14 protein-coding genes are annotated in these 16034 nt (G+C 46.7%); 9 read left to right on the top strand and 5 right to left on the bottom strand.

Annotated elements, in window-relative coordinates:
* The first annotated feature begins 137 nt into the window (after positions 1-137).
* From Q1B11_RS00860 to Q1B11_RS00840, 5 genes are all read left to right on the top strand, one after another.
* Entirely contained in the window at positions 138-1190 is a 1053-nt protein-coding gene (locus Q1B11_RS00860) for a beta-N-acetylglucosaminidase domain-containing protein (RefSeq protein WP_299725912.1), read from the top strand.
* A gap of 56 nt (positions 1191-1246) precedes the next feature.
* On the top strand, positions 1247-2377 hold the full coding sequence (dapE, locus tag Q1B11_RS00855; protein WP_299725908.1) for a succinyl-diaminopimelate desuccinylase: 1131 nt from the start codon (positions 1247-1249) through the stop codon (positions 2375-2377).
* Between the two features lie 175 nt (positions 2378-2552).
* A complete protein-coding gene (locus tag Q1B11_RS00850) occupies positions 2553-2954 on the top strand; it encodes a hypothetical protein (RefSeq protein WP_299725905.1) in 402 nt (133 codons plus the stop codon).
* A 422-nt stretch (positions 2955-3376) separates the two neighbouring features.
* The gene (plsB, locus tag Q1B11_RS00845; protein ID WP_299725902.1) at positions 3377-5875 is read left to right on the top strand and encodes a glycerol-3-phosphate 1-O-acyltransferase PlsB; all 2499 of its coding nucleotides are present in this window, start codon (positions 3377-3379) and stop codon (positions 5873-5875) included.
* Between the two features lie 437 nt (positions 5876-6312).
* Positions 6313-6603, top strand: coding sequence for a DUF3332 family protein (locus Q1B11_RS00840; protein ID WP_067517215.1), 291 nt, complete (start codon positions 6313-6315; stop codon positions 6601-6603).
* A gap of 60 nt (positions 6604-6663) precedes the next feature.
* Here Q1B11_RS00840 and Q1B11_RS00835 read toward each other — a convergent pair whose 3' ends face one another.
* Complete coding sequence (locus tag Q1B11_RS00835; protein WP_366139423.1) at positions 6664-7083, bottom strand: VOC family protein; 420 nt, start codon at positions 7081-7083, stop codon at positions 6664-6666.
* Between the two features lie 100 nt (positions 7084-7183).
* Positions 7184-7966 (bottom strand): class I SAM-dependent methyltransferase, encoded by a 783-nt coding sequence (locus tag Q1B11_RS00830; protein ID WP_299725889.1) that lies wholly within the window; start codon positions 7964-7966, stop codon positions 7184-7186.
* Between the two features lie 127 nt (positions 7967-8093).
* On the opposite strand from Q1B11_RS00830, the gene Q1B11_RS00825 reads away from it, so the two are divergent.
* Positions 8094-8501, top strand: a complete 408-nt coding sequence (locus tag Q1B11_RS00825) for a hemerythrin domain-containing protein (protein WP_299725886.1) — start codon at positions 8094-8096, stop codon at positions 8499-8501.
* A gap of 44 nt (positions 8502-8545) precedes the next feature.
* On the opposite strand, the gene Q1B11_RS00820 is transcribed toward Q1B11_RS00825, so the two are convergent.
* Positions 8546-9259: a YdcF family protein gene (locus Q1B11_RS00820; protein ID WP_299725883.1), complete on the bottom strand. Its 714-nt coding sequence runs from the start codon at positions 9257-9259 to the stop codon at positions 8546-8548.
* 114 nt (positions 9260-9373) lie between these two features.
* On the opposite strand from Q1B11_RS00820, the gene Q1B11_RS00815 reads away from it, so the two are divergent.
* On the top strand, positions 9374-10549 hold the full coding sequence (locus tag Q1B11_RS00815) for a cation:proton antiporter (protein ID WP_299725880.1): 1176 nt from the start codon (positions 9374-9376) through the stop codon (positions 10547-10549).
* Here Q1B11_RS00815 and Q1B11_RS00810 read toward each other — a convergent pair.
* Entirely contained in the window at positions 10546-11223 is a 678-nt protein-coding gene (locus Q1B11_RS00810) for an MliC family protein (protein WP_299725877.1), read from the bottom strand. The genes Q1B11_RS00815 and Q1B11_RS00810 overlap by 4 nt on opposite strands.
* Before the next feature lie 180 nt (positions 11224-11403).
* Between Q1B11_RS00810 and Q1B11_RS00805 the strand changes: the two genes are divergently transcribed.
* Entirely contained in the window at positions 11404-12843 is a 1440-nt protein-coding gene (locus Q1B11_RS00805) for a carbon starvation protein A (RefSeq protein WP_299725874.1), read from the top strand.
* Positions 12844-13286: 443 nt separating this feature from the next.
* Complete coding sequence (locus Q1B11_RS00800; protein WP_299725871.1) at positions 13287-13670, top strand: RidA family protein; 384 nt, start codon at positions 13287-13289, stop codon at positions 13668-13670.
* 206 nt (positions 13671-13876) lie between these two features.
* On the opposite strand, the gene Q1B11_RS00795 is transcribed toward Q1B11_RS00800, so the two are convergent.
* Entirely contained in the window at positions 13877-15964 is a 2088-nt protein-coding gene (locus tag Q1B11_RS00795; protein ID WP_299725868.1) for a Fic family protein, read from the bottom strand.
* Between the last annotated feature and the right edge of the window lie 70 nt (positions 15965-16034).

Here is a 16034-nt window from a genome sequence, read left to right as displayed (position 1 = left end):
GTATGTTGTTTTAAATTCCCATGGAGAATCATATAGTCAAATATGCATTTCATAAAAAATGCACCATCGCATGGTAGTTGCAAAATTCAAGACCTCTGCGAATATATGACTTCCTGATTATTTAAGGACAACAGCTGATGGCATTCACCTACGGCGTCATTGAAGGGCTGTACGATAAAGAAAACCTGTGGAATTGGAATTCTCGACAGGCGTATGCAAATTTCTGTGCCAACCGTGGTATGGATTTCTTTATCTATGCGCCTAAGAATGATCCCTATCTTCGGGAGCAATGGCAGCAGCCCTGGCCTGATGCTGAATTTGATGAATTGAAAAAGCTGGCCTCGGCGTTTCAAACAAAGGGGATTCGCTTTGGCATGGGCTTCACACCGTTCAATGTTCGTGAACTGGACGATGACAACCGCAAGCAGCTGAAAGAAAAGATATCCACAATCAACGAACTGAAGCCGGATATCCTCTGTATTCTCTTTGATGATTTCACCAATGATGTGGGCAACCTTGCCATGGTGCAGGCAGACATTGCTGACTATATTGCCAGTGTCAGCACGGCTCAGCAGTTTATTGTTTGCGGCACTTATTACTCAAACGATCCACTGTTGCAGCGAGTTTATGGCCCGATGCCGGAAAACTACCTGTCAGACCTTGGAAAATTTATGGATCCCCGGTTTGACCTTTTCTGGACCGGTGACCACGTCATTTCGTTGGGTTATGACCAGCCGGGGCTGCAACAAATCGCAGATGACTTCCGCCGAAAGCCTTTTCTCTGGGACAACTATCCGGTAAACGACCCTGACTGGCTAAAAAATCGCCTGCGCATTTACACCTTCACCGGGCGACCCTGGCAAATCAGTGAATGGTGCAGTGGTCATGCTGCCAACACCATGATTCAACCCTGGTTATCCATGATCCCGATTGCCACGTTGAGCGATCTTTATCAGCAGAAAGAGCGCTTTGACGGTCACGCCAGTTTCAGAAACACGGTTCATGATCTTTGCGGTGATTCACTTGCGAAGGCTATTATCGATAATCTGATTTACCTCACCGAAGAAGGCACCCTGAACTTTTCGGAGTTTACCCGACAACGATTACAGGATACCTTTTCCGTCCTGCAGTCACCGGTTGAAAAACCTTTTTCTGACGAAATAGTGCACTGGTTGAGCCTGAAGCAGTGAACTAATCCGATAAATTTGAATCCAACAAAAACAGCGACGACTTACAGGAATAGTGAATGTTATCAAAGACGCTTGAGCTGGCCATAGATTTGATGAGCCGTGCATCGGTTACCCCTGATGATAAAGGTTGTCAGGAGTTAATGATCAGCCGCCTCGAGCCCCTTGGCTTTAAAGTAGAAAGACTGCGCTTTGGTGAAGTGGATAACATCTGGCTGCGCAAAGGCGATACAGCCCCCGTTCTCGCCTTTGCCGGTCATACCGATGTCGTACCTACCGGACCAGAAGAGAAATGGGACAATCCGCCTTTCAAACCGGCCATCATTGACGGCATGCTCCATGGCCGTGGCGCTGCTGACATGAAAGGTAGCCTCGCTGCAATGGTCACAGCCTGCGAAGAGTTTCTTTCTGCCCACCCGGATCATGAAGGCTCCATTGCCTTTCTCATCACCAGCGATGAAGAAGGCCCGGCAAAAAATGGCACTGTGAAAGTCATTGAGCATCTGGAAGCACGCAATGAAAAAATAGACTGGTGTCTTGTGGGTGAGCCTTCCAGCACCAATACTGTGGGTGATGTGGTCAAAAATGGCCGACGCGGCTCTCTACATGGTCATCTGACCATCAAAGGCATTCAAGGTCATGTGGCTTATCCACATCTGGCCAGAAACCCGGTGCATGAAGTGGCGCTGGCCATTGCTGACCTGACTGGCGAGGTTTGGGATGAAGGTAATGAATACTTTCCACCGACCAGCTTTCAGATTTGGCAAATTCACGCAGGCACCGGTGCCAGTAACGTGATTCCCGGTGAGTGCCAGGTGAACTTCAACTTCCGCTTCTCTTCGGAGCTGACTGCGGATGATATCCAAAAGCGCGTGCTTGGCATTCTTGATGGCCATCAGCTGGAATACGATATTGAGTGGCACCTCAGCGGTCAGCCATTCCTGACGCATCCGGGCGCGCTGGTTAACGCCGCCCGGGAGATTATTCGTGAAATCACAGGCACTGAAACCGAACTTTCCACTTCTGGCGGTACCTCTGATGGTCGCTTCATTGCGCCCACAGGTGCCCAGGTTGTGGAGCTTGGCCCGGTGAACGCCACAATTCACAAAGTGAACGAATGTGTTAAAGCGGAAGATCTGGATACCCTTCATAAAATATATACGGGTATACTGAAGCACCTGCTCAGCTGAAATCATTTCTTCTGGTTCTCTGGTCATGCGCTCTACTGTGTTGCAACTTTGGTTACATAGCGTTGCTATGCTCCCTCCGTTGCGCCGTGTATAGCGCACAACCCGAAAACCAGCTATAAATGCTTTCAACTAACCAGGTACTTTCCGCTTACTAACCAACAAATGATGTTTTACGATGTCTGCTTCCCATCAAACTGAAGTGGATGACATTGAGATTTACGCCAAAGGCCTCTCGATGGAATCCATTCAACAATGGCTTGAAAACACCTTCGAGCACCTTGCCACCCTAAACAGCGGCAAGGTGGTTCATGATCTGGAAGTTACCTACCAAGGCAACACAATCCCAGTCATGATTGTGGCCAATGCCGTTGGCAAAGCCTGGACCAGTATCTGGTTCAAAAGCAGCGGCACCCCCTGGGAAGATGACACCCAATGCGCCAGAAGTCTAAATCAATTTACCCAGTGTCGTGTACGCTGCAACTCCGGCCCATGGCAGGAAGGTGCAGATATGGATGAATGGTGGCAACTGGATGAAAGTGGACAAGACAGCCTGATCAAATGGCCGAATGCCAGCTAATCTGATCTTCCATATTGGGTTTCATTGATTTGATACCAATGTCGTTTTTAAATTGTGGAGTGAGCAAGTTATTTTTGACGACTGGGCAATACCCACAGGGCATAAAGGCGAAGCGACGAGTCATAGCCTTTATGCCCTCGGGTAGTAGCTATGGCGAGGAGCTTCAACGCAGATCCAGTCGCCTAAAATGGCTGCGCAGCCCATAATTTAAAAACAGAATTGGTATTAGACCCTTTTCACAGGATTAAAACCTGTGGTTATCTTTGCGTAACAATAGGTAATCACGCTAAAATACCCTATTAAATCACTACAAACTTGAGTAGAGGCTAAGCCTCTCAAGCCAGAGATCACTGGCAATCCACTTGCCTTCTGATCGTTTTTATCTCCTTTTATTTGACGGATGCAGGCCAAGAGCCAATTCCATGCTGAAGCCTATTACCCTGAATCGCTATGTCTTTCATAGCCTGAGAAAACTGTTATCCACGTGGGTTCGCCCTACCGTTGAGAATAACAGTACCGAAGCCCTGGGTCTGAAACCTGGGAAACCTGTCGTCTACGTTATGCATCAGCGATCGCTGACAGACCTATTGGTTCTGGAAAGCGCCTGTATTAAAGCTGGCCTGCCGCGTCCTTATCATGCCATTGACGCCAATCATCCGGAAAAGAAATCCCACTTCTTTCTTAGCCAGCACGAAGGCTTGATTCTCCAGCGAGAACGGCCGGAGCCACCAGAGCTACTGGAAAACCTGGTTAGCCAGGTCGAGTCTCAGCAGGATGACATACAACTGGTACCGGTAACGATTCTCTGGGGACGCTCTCCTGAGAAAGAACAGTCTGCCTTTAAATTGCTGTTTGACTGGAACTTCAGCCTTGGCGGGCGTTTTCGCAAATTTTTGGCGACGCTGCTTCATGGTCGTCAAACTATGGTTTACTTCAGCCCAGCCCTGTCTCTGCAAGAAATTGTAGGCGACAGTGACAACGTGTCCCGCAGTGTTCGCAAAGTAAACCGTATTCTCCGGGTTCACTTCCGCCAGAAAAAAGCGTCAGTTCTGGGGCCTGATCTGTCTCACCGCAGGCAGCTGGTGAATACGCTGATCGGCACACCGAAAATTAAAAAAGCAATTGCCGCTGAAGCCGCTGCCCAGGAAATCACCCTGGTTGAAGCAGAGTCTAAGGCGCGTAAATACGCGAACGAAATTGCTTCCGATTTCTCCATGCCTGCGATCCGTTTTCTGGATATTCTGCTGACCTGGTTCTGGAACAAACTCTATAGCGGCGTCAAAGTCAGCCATGTTGAGCCTCTGAAAAAACTGGCTCAAACCCATACGGTTGTTTATGTGCCGTGTCATCGCAGCCACATTGACTATCTGCTGCTCTCCTACGTGCTGTTCTACGAAGGTTTACCACCGCCGCATATCGCTGCTGGCATCAATCTGAATATGCCAGTGGTGGGAACCATTCTTCGTAAGTGCGGTGCGTTCTTTATGCGTCGTACCTTCCGTGGCAATCCGCTGTACAGCACTGTGTTTCATGAGTACATGTACACCCTGACCAGCAAAGGCTTTGCAACGGAGTACTTTATTGAAGGTGGCCGCTCCAGAACCGGACGAACACTGACGCCTAAAACCGGCATGCTGTCCATCACCGTAAGAAGTTATCTGCGAGATAACCGTAAGCCACTGGCTTTTGTTCCCGTTTACATCGGTTATGAAAAGCTGCTTGAAATGGCCAGTTATCTGGGAGAGCTTCGTGGCGAAGCCAAAAAGAAAGAGTCGCCTTTTGATATCGTGAGAACCCTCGCGGCTCTCAGAAATGAATTCGGTAAAGCCTGGATCACCTTTGGTGAAGCCATTGATCTGAACAGCTTCCTTGATCAGCAAGCGCCGCACTGGCGAGACAGTTCATTGCCAGAAGAGAAGCCAGAATGGCTGATCAAAGCCACCGGCAACCTTGGTGATCTGATTGCCAGCAAGATCAACTCGGCGGCAGTCATCAATCCCGTAAACCTGGTTGCCACGGCACTGTTGTCTTCACCTCGGCATGCACTGGGTGAAGAAGAACTGATCCGACAGCTGGATGCATATACACGTCTTCTGTCCATGGTTCCGTACAGTGATAAAACGACAATGACAGAGCTTGATGCCCGCAGCATGGTTCACTATGTGGAAAAACTGCAGCTGGTCACCCGTCAAACGGATGCCCTTGGCGATATCATCAGTATGGATGAGAAAACCGCCATTTCCATGACCTACTATCGCAACAACGTGCTGCACATGTTTGCGATTCCATCACTGATCAGCTGCTTCTTTGTTAACCATGCGGATATCGCTGGCAAAGACTTATTGCGCATCTGTCGTATTCTCTACCCATATCTGAAAGCGGAGCTTTATCTGCAGTGGACTGAGGAGGAGATCGAAGCGGTTGTACAACAGTGGTTGGATTGCATGGTGGATGAAGGCCTGATTACCTGCACTGAAGACAATGGAGAACGCTATTATCATCAGCCAGATCCAGCCTCCTCCGAGTACATCATGCTGAATGTCATGTCCCGCGCTATTATGCAGACGCTGGAACGCTTCTACATGGTGATTAGCCTTCTGCTCAGAAATGGCAGTGGTAATATCGAAGCAGAAGCTTTGGAACACCAAAGCGGTGTGCTGGCTCAGCGCCTGTCAATTATTCATGGTTTAAATGCGCCAGAATTCTTCGATAAGGCACTGTTCAGAAGTTTTATTACTCAGTTGCAGCTTCATGGTGTTCTGAACATTACTCAAACCAACAAACTGGTATTCGACGACAATGTTCAGAAGGTGGCTAATCAGGCGCATATGCTGCTGACGACGGAAATACGTCACAGCATTGATCAGACCAGCCGCCACGGTGTGAGCAATAGTAGCGAGACAGTAGCGAGCCAAGGGTAAAAACATTTAAGTGTTTACCCTCGTTATTCCCGCACAAGAAGTTGTCGGAAAACGCCAGAAACCTCGCTCCCATGCTTTGAGGTTTTCGCGAATCCTGTAGATACAAGGTCGGTAATTCTGTAAGAATTGCCGACATCTCTCAGGGCTGTAGGTGCTAATTGTCGGCAACCCTTTGGGTTACCGACCTACGACACCTGCTTTCAATAATCTATCGCGACAGCCTCAGCACCGTGGGAACGAGGATTAAAGTGAACAAAGCTCAAACGAGCATTTGAACAGAAAAAAAGCCCTAGAGAATAAACACTGATTTGATACGATTAAATACAAACAAATAGACGTGTAATTACAAATACCAGGCACAGTAATTACGATATTGTGTCAGGATTTCTTAAACCTATAATCCTCTGACTTTTTAATATATCAGCGTTGTCTATTGCATGATCAAGAATGTAATTAAAGCTGTATCTGCAGTGATTATTGCAGCTCAATTATCCGGCTGCATGGGTTCCATGGGCGTTTCCCAAAAGGTCACTGACTTAAACCTTAAGCTAACTGATAACAAATATGGCCGTGCTGCCATTTATGTTCCAGCGTGGTTGGTTGTATACCCTATTGCAGGTTTATCCGATGTTGTTATTTTTAACAGCATCGAATTCTGGAGTGGTGAAAACCCAATTACAGGAAAGCCTGCGATTATTGATGTTCCCTACAGAAACATTAAGAAGTAAAAAAATTAACAAAGGACGCATTGGCGTCCTTTGTTATTCAAAACCACGTTATTCATCCTATCAAGAATAGACATTGCGCTGATTGGTATCGTCAGTCAGGTACTCAACAAACTCCACTTCAATACCATCCGGATCCAAAAAGTAGCGGTTTTTTCGATGTTCCTCATCGCCACCACTGTCAGTCGCTTCAAAACCGGCATCCTGCATTCTCTTCACTAAACGATCAATATTGTCCGTCACATAGGCAAAATGGGCCAGACCTGGCTGGGTTCCCTTGAGGTCACGGGATTTTCCCTGACCATGGTCGCTTATCGCAATATATTGGTAGTCATCGCCCAGATGAACCCACTTTCTTGGCCTGCCATACCATTCACCTTCTCCACCACCCCGTATTCGCCAATGGGGGAAAGCGGCCTGATAAAATTCCAGAGATTTTTCCAGATGACTGACCACCAGGTTAACGTGTTCTAAATGAATCATTTGTAGCCTCCTGAGTTTATTTATCCTTGTTATAAAGCAATAAACTCAGTCTAATACTTAAAGTTAAGTTTAAGTAAAGGGCTTTTTTACTTATCAACTGTCATTCAGATCCGAAGGCTTTCAATGCATAAATATCATGGCGACAGGATTTACCTTCGAGGCGATAAGTCGGTACTTGGCCATTCAAATCCGGAGCCAACTTTGGCCTTTTCACTACAACGCGATAGCGAGCAATTGCCAGTGCGGGCTGCAACAATTCGTCCGCGTCCAGATCCTCGCCAAGAAGATCCTGAAATAAGCGCATCTCTTTTTTGACCAGTGCGGATTTTTCCCGATGGGGAAACATTGGATCCAGATAGACAACATCGTATCGCTGATCCGTTGACGTCATCCAGTCAATGGCATTGTGTTTCATCAGTGACATTCTTTTCGCAATATCACTGATCTCATTATCTGCCAGCCCTCGACGTAAACCATCTTCAAGCAGCGCCGCCACAATGGGAGAGCGCTCCAATAGAGTGACGTTGCAACCCAACGTTGCTAGCACAAACCCATCCCGTCCCAGCCCGCCCGTAGCGTCCAGAACAGAAGGGGTAGCCCCCTTATTCAGTCCGACGACTTTGGCGATATCCTGGCCTTTGCCACCACCAAACTTGCGTCGATGCCCCGCCTTACCGCCGACAAAATCCACCAGTATGGGCTTGTCTTTATTGCCTGAACGAGCAACAGACAGGGCACCAGAATGTTCAGAAACCACAATCACACCGTCAGGTATAGGGGCGTTATCGGGATGAAAATCAATACACAACTGCTGTGCCAGTGACTCCAGTGTTTTCTGTATATCCGGGTGGCTGGCGGGAAGAATCAGGCAGTGAGTGGACATCGGAGGAAAGTACTTTCTATGGAAAGTGCTGAATTTACCACCTCACCGCCGATAGAAACAAATGAAGCACCAAGATTTTTCCAGCTAAGCTTGGTATTGATTCAACACGTTCAAGGAGTGAACCGCCATGTCTCAATTAATTCAAGAATTCAAGAATGAGCATTTACAAATCAGTGACTTACTGGTTCAAGCCAGTGCGATCGGGGTAGAAAACCCGCAGGCAAAAGACCTTCTATTTTCCGCAAAAAAACTGCTTCTGGCGCATCTAAATAAAGAAGACCAACATTTATACCCTGTTCTGCGGGAAGCGGCGGAAAAGGATGACAGCCTAAGGTCAACCCTGACCGATTACGCGCTGGATATGGATAAAATCTCCACCGATGTGATGGCCTTTTTCAGTCTTTACGAGTCGGGTGAAAACACTGCTGCTAACTTCCAGTCCGATTGCAAAAACATTCTGACAGCCCTGAGTAAGCGTATCGCCAAAGAAGAAGCTGTGCTCTATAAAACCTACGACAAGATCAAGCCAAACTGATTCTACCTATGACTGGTATTCGGCCTGGTTTCCGGGCTGGCTTCTCAGTAAGCCAGCCGATACCAACAATACCCAATATATTCCCGCACCGCTTTCTCACTGTCCATTAGATGCCTCGCACTGGGTATCCACCGGCGAAGTTTGAAGCCGCTGTCGGCTTTTTCGGTCAGCATGCCCGGCGCGGGAATCACATCAAACCCTGCCTGCTCATAACTGTAAACCGCCCTTGGCATATGCCAGCCATGGGTCACTACTATCACACGGGTGATTGTTTCTGGCAGCACTTCCCGAGAGTAAAGAGCATTTTCCCAGGTGTTGATACTCTGATCTTCCTGCCAAGTGACAGGAATGCCAAATTCCTCATTCAGGCTGTGAGCCATGATCTCCGCTTCCGGTCGAAAACCACCGCCACTGACCAAGACTGGTAAATCGGTCTGCTTTTGCAACCAGGCACCGTATCGCAAACGTTCCAGAGTGAACGTTGAGGGACGAAATCCCTGCGTCTCCGGGCTTGGCCTGGGTAACCCACCACCGAGAATAACGATCGCCTGAGCATCCGATGTCGTATGTGCGGCAGGTTCAAATACAGGATAACGCTCAAGGCTTCGGATCAAAAACGATGAAACGGGCTGTGTAGACGTGAGGTACACAATAATCAGAGCCAGCCAGGCAATCCATGATTTAAAAAGCAATCCCATTACCAATAACTCGCAAACCAGTGGCGTGATAGAAAGTGAACTTCTCAGTATGCTGCGCATGTTCATCATCGGGTTCATTCTTTCATTTCAGACATTGTGACATTTAACTCAATTATCGGGCAATCACCGTCTATTCTGAGAGACCAATGACGTTTATTAAACGGTTTATCGACAGTGCATGGATCCTTTGACAATCTGGTTCTGGAGATGGCGATCATCTTTGGTGGCGCCTCAATACTGGGCACACTGTTTGTCTGGCTGAAGCAGCCTATTATCCTTGCTTACATATGTTTGGGAATTATTGCCGGCCCCTACGGGTTCCAATGGATCAGCAATAACGGTCATATTGACGCCATCTCAACCATGGGCATTATTTTATTGATGTTTCTTCTGGGATTGCATCTTCATCCTAAAAACCTCCTGAAACAGCTGAAACAAACGGCACTGGTCACGTTGTTGTGCCTCAGCATAACCAGCTGCCTGATATGGGCATCCATGGTCTGGTTATTCCAGTTCTCAACCATGGATGCGATCATTGCCGGCGTTGCACTCTCCTTCTCCAGCACCGTGCTGAGCCTGAAACTCATTCCGACCACGACTCTGCACCACCAACGGGTAGGGGAAGTGATTGTCAGCATCCTGCTGTTTGAGGATATTCTGGCCATCATTACCATTCTAATTTTATACAGTAATGGCGAAGCCGCACATATGCAGGTACTTCTGCTTCCACTGAAAACGCTGCTGTTTGCGTTAGCCGCCTGGTGCTTTGTTCGATATGTTCTTATCTCTCTGATGTCTTGTTTCGACATTATCTCCGAGTATATTTTTCTGGTGTCTCTTGGCTGGTGTCTGACGGCGGCACAACTGGCACATATGGTTGGTTTATCCCATGAGATTGGTGCATTTATTGCCGGCGTTAGCATCGCCACTTCGCCTATTTCTTTGGTCATTGCCGAGGGGCTGAAACCGTTGCGCGAGTTTTTTCTGATACTTTTCTTTTTTTCTGTGGGTGCGGCGTTTGACCCTGTTTTACCAAGCCGACTACTCTGGGCCATTGGCTGTTGTGGATTGATTGTCTTGATCACAAAGCCATTGTTGTTTAAGTATTTTTTGAGATACTTTTCTGGCGAGAGCTCAGGCAATGCACGGGAAATGGGCTGGCGACTTGGCCAGAGCAGTGAGTTTTCACTGCTTCTGGCCTATGGGGCATTAAATGTGGGGCAGATTCACCAGGATGCCGCCCTGGTGATCGAAGGAGCAGCCATACTGACCTTTATTATCTCTACCTATCTCGTGGTTTTCAGATTACCCACACCTATTTCACCCACCAAAGCGCTTAGAAGTGATTAGCCTCTCAGCGCTCGGCCACACCCGTTATGCGTTACACCATCCAGAGTAATATCAACTCTCACAGAATAAGTTTCATCGGCCATGGAATCGTTGCAGGTTTTTCCTTCAAGCTTCACTTTTAGAGTATGTCCGGCAGAACTGGCCATGTACTCGGTTATACCTGACCGTTTATCAACCACTTTTTGTGCTGATGAAAAATGATAACTTTCCTGTCCATAGGCGTAGCGCAAATTCAGCTCATTACTGTTGCGAATGGTCAGCACCCAGCCCGGCTCATTGCCAACCCCACGAAACTCATAGCCTTTCAGTTTCGCATCCTCCCAGATGGATCGTTTGCGATTTATCTTGCACTGTTTATAGGCTTTTCCCTGATACTCGACCAGCGCTTCCTCTTTAGAGCTCCAGTAAGTATTCGCACCATGATTAAACTTGGCTCCGGAAGCTGAAACCGCTCTGGGTAAACTGATGGTTTCACCAGAGATAAACAGCCAGGCATGATCTGGCTCGACACTGGCAACAAACCGAAAACCATGCTCGCAGTCATAAGCCAAGTTCGTCGCTTCCGCTGTACTCAACACGCGAGTATCTCTCTGAACACAACCAGACAAATAGAACACACTGACCACTATCAACGAGATGGCGCAAAATGATTTATAAGGAACAAAAGTAGCCATTAAAAAATCCTCTAAAAACTTTTCTCGGAATAAGAAAGCAAATCAGTGAGTTACCCCACAACCATACCAGCAAAAAGGCATAGGATAAGAAAACCTTATGACCGTAAGGCTGTACTGCAGCAAATTTGATCTATGCTTGCGTTTGCGATGAAAATTTGATCGATATGTCAGGAGGTGGCCATGATTAGTTTTATATGTGCTCTAGCAATATTGATTGGTGGTTACCTTACCTATGGAAAGTGGGTCGAACGGCAGTTTGGCGCTGACCCTGATCGGCCAACACCCGCCATCACCCATAATGATGGCGTGGATTTTGTGCCACTGTCCTGGAAAAAAATTTTCCTGATCCAGTTTCTTAACATAGCTGGTCTTGGCCCTATTTTTGGCGCCATTTTAGGTGCACTTTATGGGCCAATCGCATTCCTCTGGATCGCCTTTGGCTGCATTCTGGGTGGGGGGGTGCATGATTATTTTTCAGGCATGTTGTCCATTCGCCATGAAGGTAAATCTATTCCTGAAATCGTAGGGCACTACATGGGTGACAACACTCGCCTTGTTATCCGTGGCTTTACCGTTGTGCTTCTATTATTGGTCGGTGTTGTCTTTATGGTAGGCCCTGCCGAACTACTGGCCAGTCTTGGAATGGGCGGTGTGTTTGCAAAATCCGGCTTCTGGCTTGGCGTTATTCTATTCTATTATTTCATCGCTACCATTCTTCCTATCGATAAAGTCATCGCTCGGATTTATCCCGTATTCGGCATCACTCTTCTCATCATGGCCTTTGGTGTTGGCGGTATGATGCTGTTTAACGATTTACCCATTCCTGAAATCACTGCCAGCCATTTGCATCCAGACAACCTACCCGCCTGGCCGATGCTCTTTGTCACCATCGCCTGTGGCGCGATCAGTGGATTCCATGCCACACAATCACCACTGATGTCTCGCTGCTTACCCACTGAAGCTTATGGTCGTCGGGTTTTCTTCGGTGCCATGGTTGCTGAAGGTATTGTCGCGCTAATCTGGGCGGCGGCGGCTATGTCCTTTTTCCCCAATGGTATTGGTGGGCTGGCTGAAACTCTTAATAAAGGTGGCGCTGGCCTGGTGGTCAATGAGATATCTATGGGGCTGCTCGGCAGCTTTGGTGGCCTGCTTGCCATCCTGGGTGTTATTGCCTGCCCCATCACTTCGGGGGATACCGCCTTCAGAAGCATACGGCTGATCTTCGCCGATGCCTTTAAATTAAATCAAACCAGCATATTATCCAGACTATTGCTGGCCACCCCCGTTTTTGGTTTTGGCCTTGCCCTGGCCTTTGTGGATTTCAATGTGATCTGGCGCTACTTCGCATTCTCCAATCAGGCCTTGGCAACCATTGTGCTCTGGACATCGGCAATCTTCATGGTTCATCACGGAAAAAGACACTGGATCGCTTCTTTACCCGCAACATTTATGACCGCAGTTTGTGCTACATACCTATTGATTGCCCGCGAAGGACTCAACCTGCCGACTTCCATTGGTTATCCGTTGGGCATCTTGTTGGCACTGGGCTGCCTGGTGTGGTTCAGTTTTTCTTCTCAGAAGGAAGAGAGTCCTACCAGTAGTAGCTCACCATCCGTATAGGCCGCAGAATGGAAAGGTAGTATTGCTGCATTTGTTGATGTATATCTCCATAAGCATAGGTAGTTAGTGATAAGTAGGTGATCATTTGGAATCGAATATTTCTGGTTCATGGGGCAGGTACATGGCAAGGCGTCACGACGGGAGCATAGCAAGCTATGTGACCAGAGTTGCAACGCTGACAGGTGCTTGAACAAGGAGTCAGAAAATATGATTTCATGTGATCACCTACTTAGCCCGGATATTTCATAAACTGCCCCGAATCTCGCACAGGCATTTGTCGTACTAAGGGATTTTGCGATGGAGCGCCGTACCCACAGGGCATAAATACCGGGGAGTACGGTCGACTGAGTAAAGCTCCCTTAGTGCGGCAAAGGGCAAGTGAGAACGGGAGCATGTTTATGAAATATCCGGGTTAGCCCAAATGACAAAGTCAGGAGTTAAACATGGCAAAAGCAATCAATACTGAACAGGCACCTGCCGCTATCGGCCCTTACGTACAGGCAATGGATACCGGCTCGCTGGTCTTCACTTCCGGCCAGCTGCCTATCGACCCAGCGACTGGTGAAATGCCAGCCGATGTTGCCGAACAGGCACTTCAATCTCTGAAAAATGTTCAGGCGATCATTGAAGCGTCTGGCCTGACGATGAACTCTGTGTTCAAAATGACTGTGTTTGTTAAAGACCTCAACACCTTTGGTACCGTAAATGAGGTTTACCAGAAATTCTTTGACGACATGGGTGCTGGCTATCCAGCCCGTTCCTGCGTAGAAGTTGCTCGTCTACCTAAAGATGCTCTGGTAGAAATTGAGGCGATTGCTCAGCGTTAAACGTAAAACGCACTAAGTACCCGGCCATATGGAATCGAATATTTCTGGCTTGTTGATCAGGTTCTCTGCAAGGCGCAACGGCGGGAGCATAGCGAGCTATGTGACCAGAGTTGCAACGAAGTCAGAGGGCCTGATCAATGAGTCAGAAAATATGATTTCATATGGCTGGGTACTTACATTAAGAAGCGGGTCTATGGGCCTGCTTTTTAATGAGCGTTTATCTCACATAATCTGACAGCATGATGTTTATTAATATCTGCCTCTCGCCTTCTTATAAGGTTCAATTTGTCCGAATATTGTAATTTCCTTTCACTTCTTCTTGCACTTATTTTGTCCGTCGCTACATTGAGAGCTGCATCTGAATCGATAACGCTCAAGACCTCTTTAAAATCTTTCAATCCAAAATACATGCTCGCATGCATAATTATTTCAATCTGAGTTTTTTCATTTACCCCTTCAAAGCTACCTTTCGCCTTTAGAAATTGAAAACAATTAAAACATTTATATTCCATGGCACTGATAAACGTTTGAACCAGACATTCTTTTTCCCAAGAAAGCTCATCATAGAAAAAATCGAGAATACTTACGTTATCTTGCTGCAACACCTCCTGTAAAAGAGACATCTTCATCTCTTGAGCTAAAGGTACTTGAAGCTTCCCATAAAGGTAACGAACAGTCTCAAGCTGTCCTGAAGCAGTTGCCACCTGAAGATAGTTATAAGTGGTCGGACGAATAGCATTTAAGGGCCATAAGTTATGATCCGGATGATTATTTTCCAAAAACTCAAGGTTACCCTCCTGACATGCCAGCTTCATCCTTCTCTCCTGTGACAAACTTTCTTCCCAGTCCACTGGGGAAGAAAATAATATCGAACTATCTAACTTTTCCACTTGTATTTCTTTCGCATAAGATTTAGCAGAGCAGAGATCAATTTCCCACGGATCATCAGGCATTTTCTTAACAAAAAAGCCTTTCCTTAGTAAGAGGAATGTCAGGAGTATAAAAAATGTACGACCATTTCCATCAGCAAAAGGGTGCAGCCTTTGAATATCCCTACATGTTGCTACTGTTGCTGTTAAAAAACCAACATCATCCAAAGACTCAGACATAGAGTCAAGCCATTGAAAATAGGTTGCCAAAATACTTTTCGCCTTTTCTTTTTTTGGCTGAGCGCCTATGTATTCAATTTTAATCTGGCCGGCCAGGGGATGATTACTATTTTTAAGAACCAGCAAATAATCATACTTCCCGCTAGACCTTATCACTTCAGAAGATGGCTCTCTATTGATCGAGTCTTTTAAATCTGGGCGACATTGAAGAAATTGTTTTTTCAACTCTTGATCAAAATCACATAAACTCGATTTCAGTAACCTCCTGAGCTCTTCTTCATCTAGCTCATTTTCTGGTTTTATTTTCTTTACGCCAAATCCGTACCAATACCCTTCCCCAAGCACTATACCACCCGTTACTCTGTTGAGCTTGAGTAGCTCATCATAGGAAAATACTCCCTCCATACCAACCATGTTGAATGAGCATATCAATGCACAAAATGCATTGACCAGATATCCCGGTTCATCTTCAAATGCAAAGCGTCCATAGTGGTGTGAGCGATTATCTATGAGTAGCTTCCATAGTTCGTCAACCTGCACAGCATCAGACACAACCTTGTCTTTACATTGCTTAACTACTGATTCATAGTTAAAAGCATTAGTAAAAAACTCTCTCAGTAGATCAGGCAAACCGAGGCATGCTTGATTTAGCGTTACTTCATCCCCATAAGTTTTCGCCAAAAGCACAGCAAATATGTCACATCGCCAACCATCCATTGAGCGATCTTCATAAATAATCCGCTCAAGCTCTCTCGATAAGTTTTTTACAAGCCCTCTGCCCACCGAGCAAAGTCTCTTTAGCGTCCCCGAAGCGGCTTGAGATAGTGAATCAACCCTAAAACTACAAAGAGGCTCATCCATAAAGGTTTTACTATTGCTTCCAACGCTACAACCATGAGCTATATTATTTGCACCATCCTTGATTTCTTGAATGTCATCCAGAACAGTCTTGAGAACCTGATCAGCTTTGTCTGTTATGTTCCTTGTTCTGACAAGAGTCATGACACTTTTTTCACTGCCAGTATTTAAAGCTTCACCACCTCTTGGGGTTTCAGGAAGGGTCCCACCTAAAACCTTAACTTCATGAGTAGCAAATGAAGATACTGCGTTGCCAGAGCCTTGTTGGATACTCTCTTTAAAATGTACTGTGCTGGGTATCAAAGATAGTTGCGTGCACGATGCCATTACACCTCCTACAGGCAATAAACATTTTTATAAAATAATTATTAATAGAGGTATTTTAAGAGCAAAAGTT

Origin of the sequence: uncultured Endozoicomonas sp., from assembly GCF_947495845.1 — a bacterium.
Classification (GTDB): domain Bacteria; phylum Pseudomonadota; class Gammaproteobacteria; order Pseudomonadales; family Endozoicomonadaceae; genus Endozoicomonas.
The sequence above is the reverse complement of the archived record's forward strand: the minus strand, read 5'-3'. Positions and strand labels throughout refer to the sequence as shown.

Coding starts and splice junctions, on each gene's coding strand:
- plsB (WP_299725902.1), top strand. CDS start 3,377: ATGCTGAAGCCTATTACCCTGAATCGCTATGTCTTTCATAGCCTGAGA.
- Q1B11_RS00860 (WP_299725912.1), top strand. CDS start 138: ATGGCATTCACCTACGGCGTCATTGAAGGGCTGTACGATAAAGAAAAC.
- Q1B11_RS00795 (WP_299725868.1), bottom strand. CDS start 15,964: ATGGCATCGTGCACGCAACTATCTTTGATACCCAGCACAGTACATTTT.
- Q1B11_RS00850 (WP_299725905.1), top strand. CDS start 2,553: ATGTCTGCTTCCCATCAAACTGAAGTGGATGACATTGAGATTTACGCC.
- Q1B11_RS00800 (WP_299725871.1), top strand. CDS start 13,287: ATGGCAAAAGCAATCAATACTGAACAGGCACCTGCCGCTATCGGCCCT.
- Q1B11_RS00830 (WP_299725889.1), bottom strand. CDS start 7,966: ATGTCCACTCACTGCCTGATTCTTCCCGCCAGCCACCCGGATATACAG.
- Q1B11_RS00805 (WP_299725874.1), top strand. CDS start 11,404: ATGATTAGTTTTATATGTGCTCTAGCAATATTGATTGGTGGTTACCTT.
- Q1B11_RS00835 (WP_366139423.1), bottom strand. CDS start 7,083: ATGATTCATTTAGAACACGTTAACCTGGTGGTCAGTCATCTGGAAAAA.
- dapE (WP_299725908.1), top strand. CDS start 1,247: ATGTTATCAAAGACGCTTGAGCTGGCCATAGATTTGATGAGCCGTGCA.
- Q1B11_RS00825 (WP_299725886.1), top strand. CDS start 8,094: ATGTCTCAATTAATTCAAGAATTCAAGAATGAGCATTTACAAATCAGT.
- Q1B11_RS00820 (WP_299725883.1), bottom strand. CDS start 9,259: ATGCGCAGCATACTGAGAAGTTCACTTTCTATCACGCCACTGGTTTGC.
- Q1B11_RS00840 (WP_067517215.1), top strand. CDS start 6,313: ATGATCAAGAATGTAATTAAAGCTGTATCTGCAGTGATTATTGCAGCT.
- Q1B11_RS00810 (WP_299725877.1), bottom strand. CDS start 11,223: ATGGCTACTTTTGTTCCTTATAAATCATTTTGCGCCATCTCGTTGATA.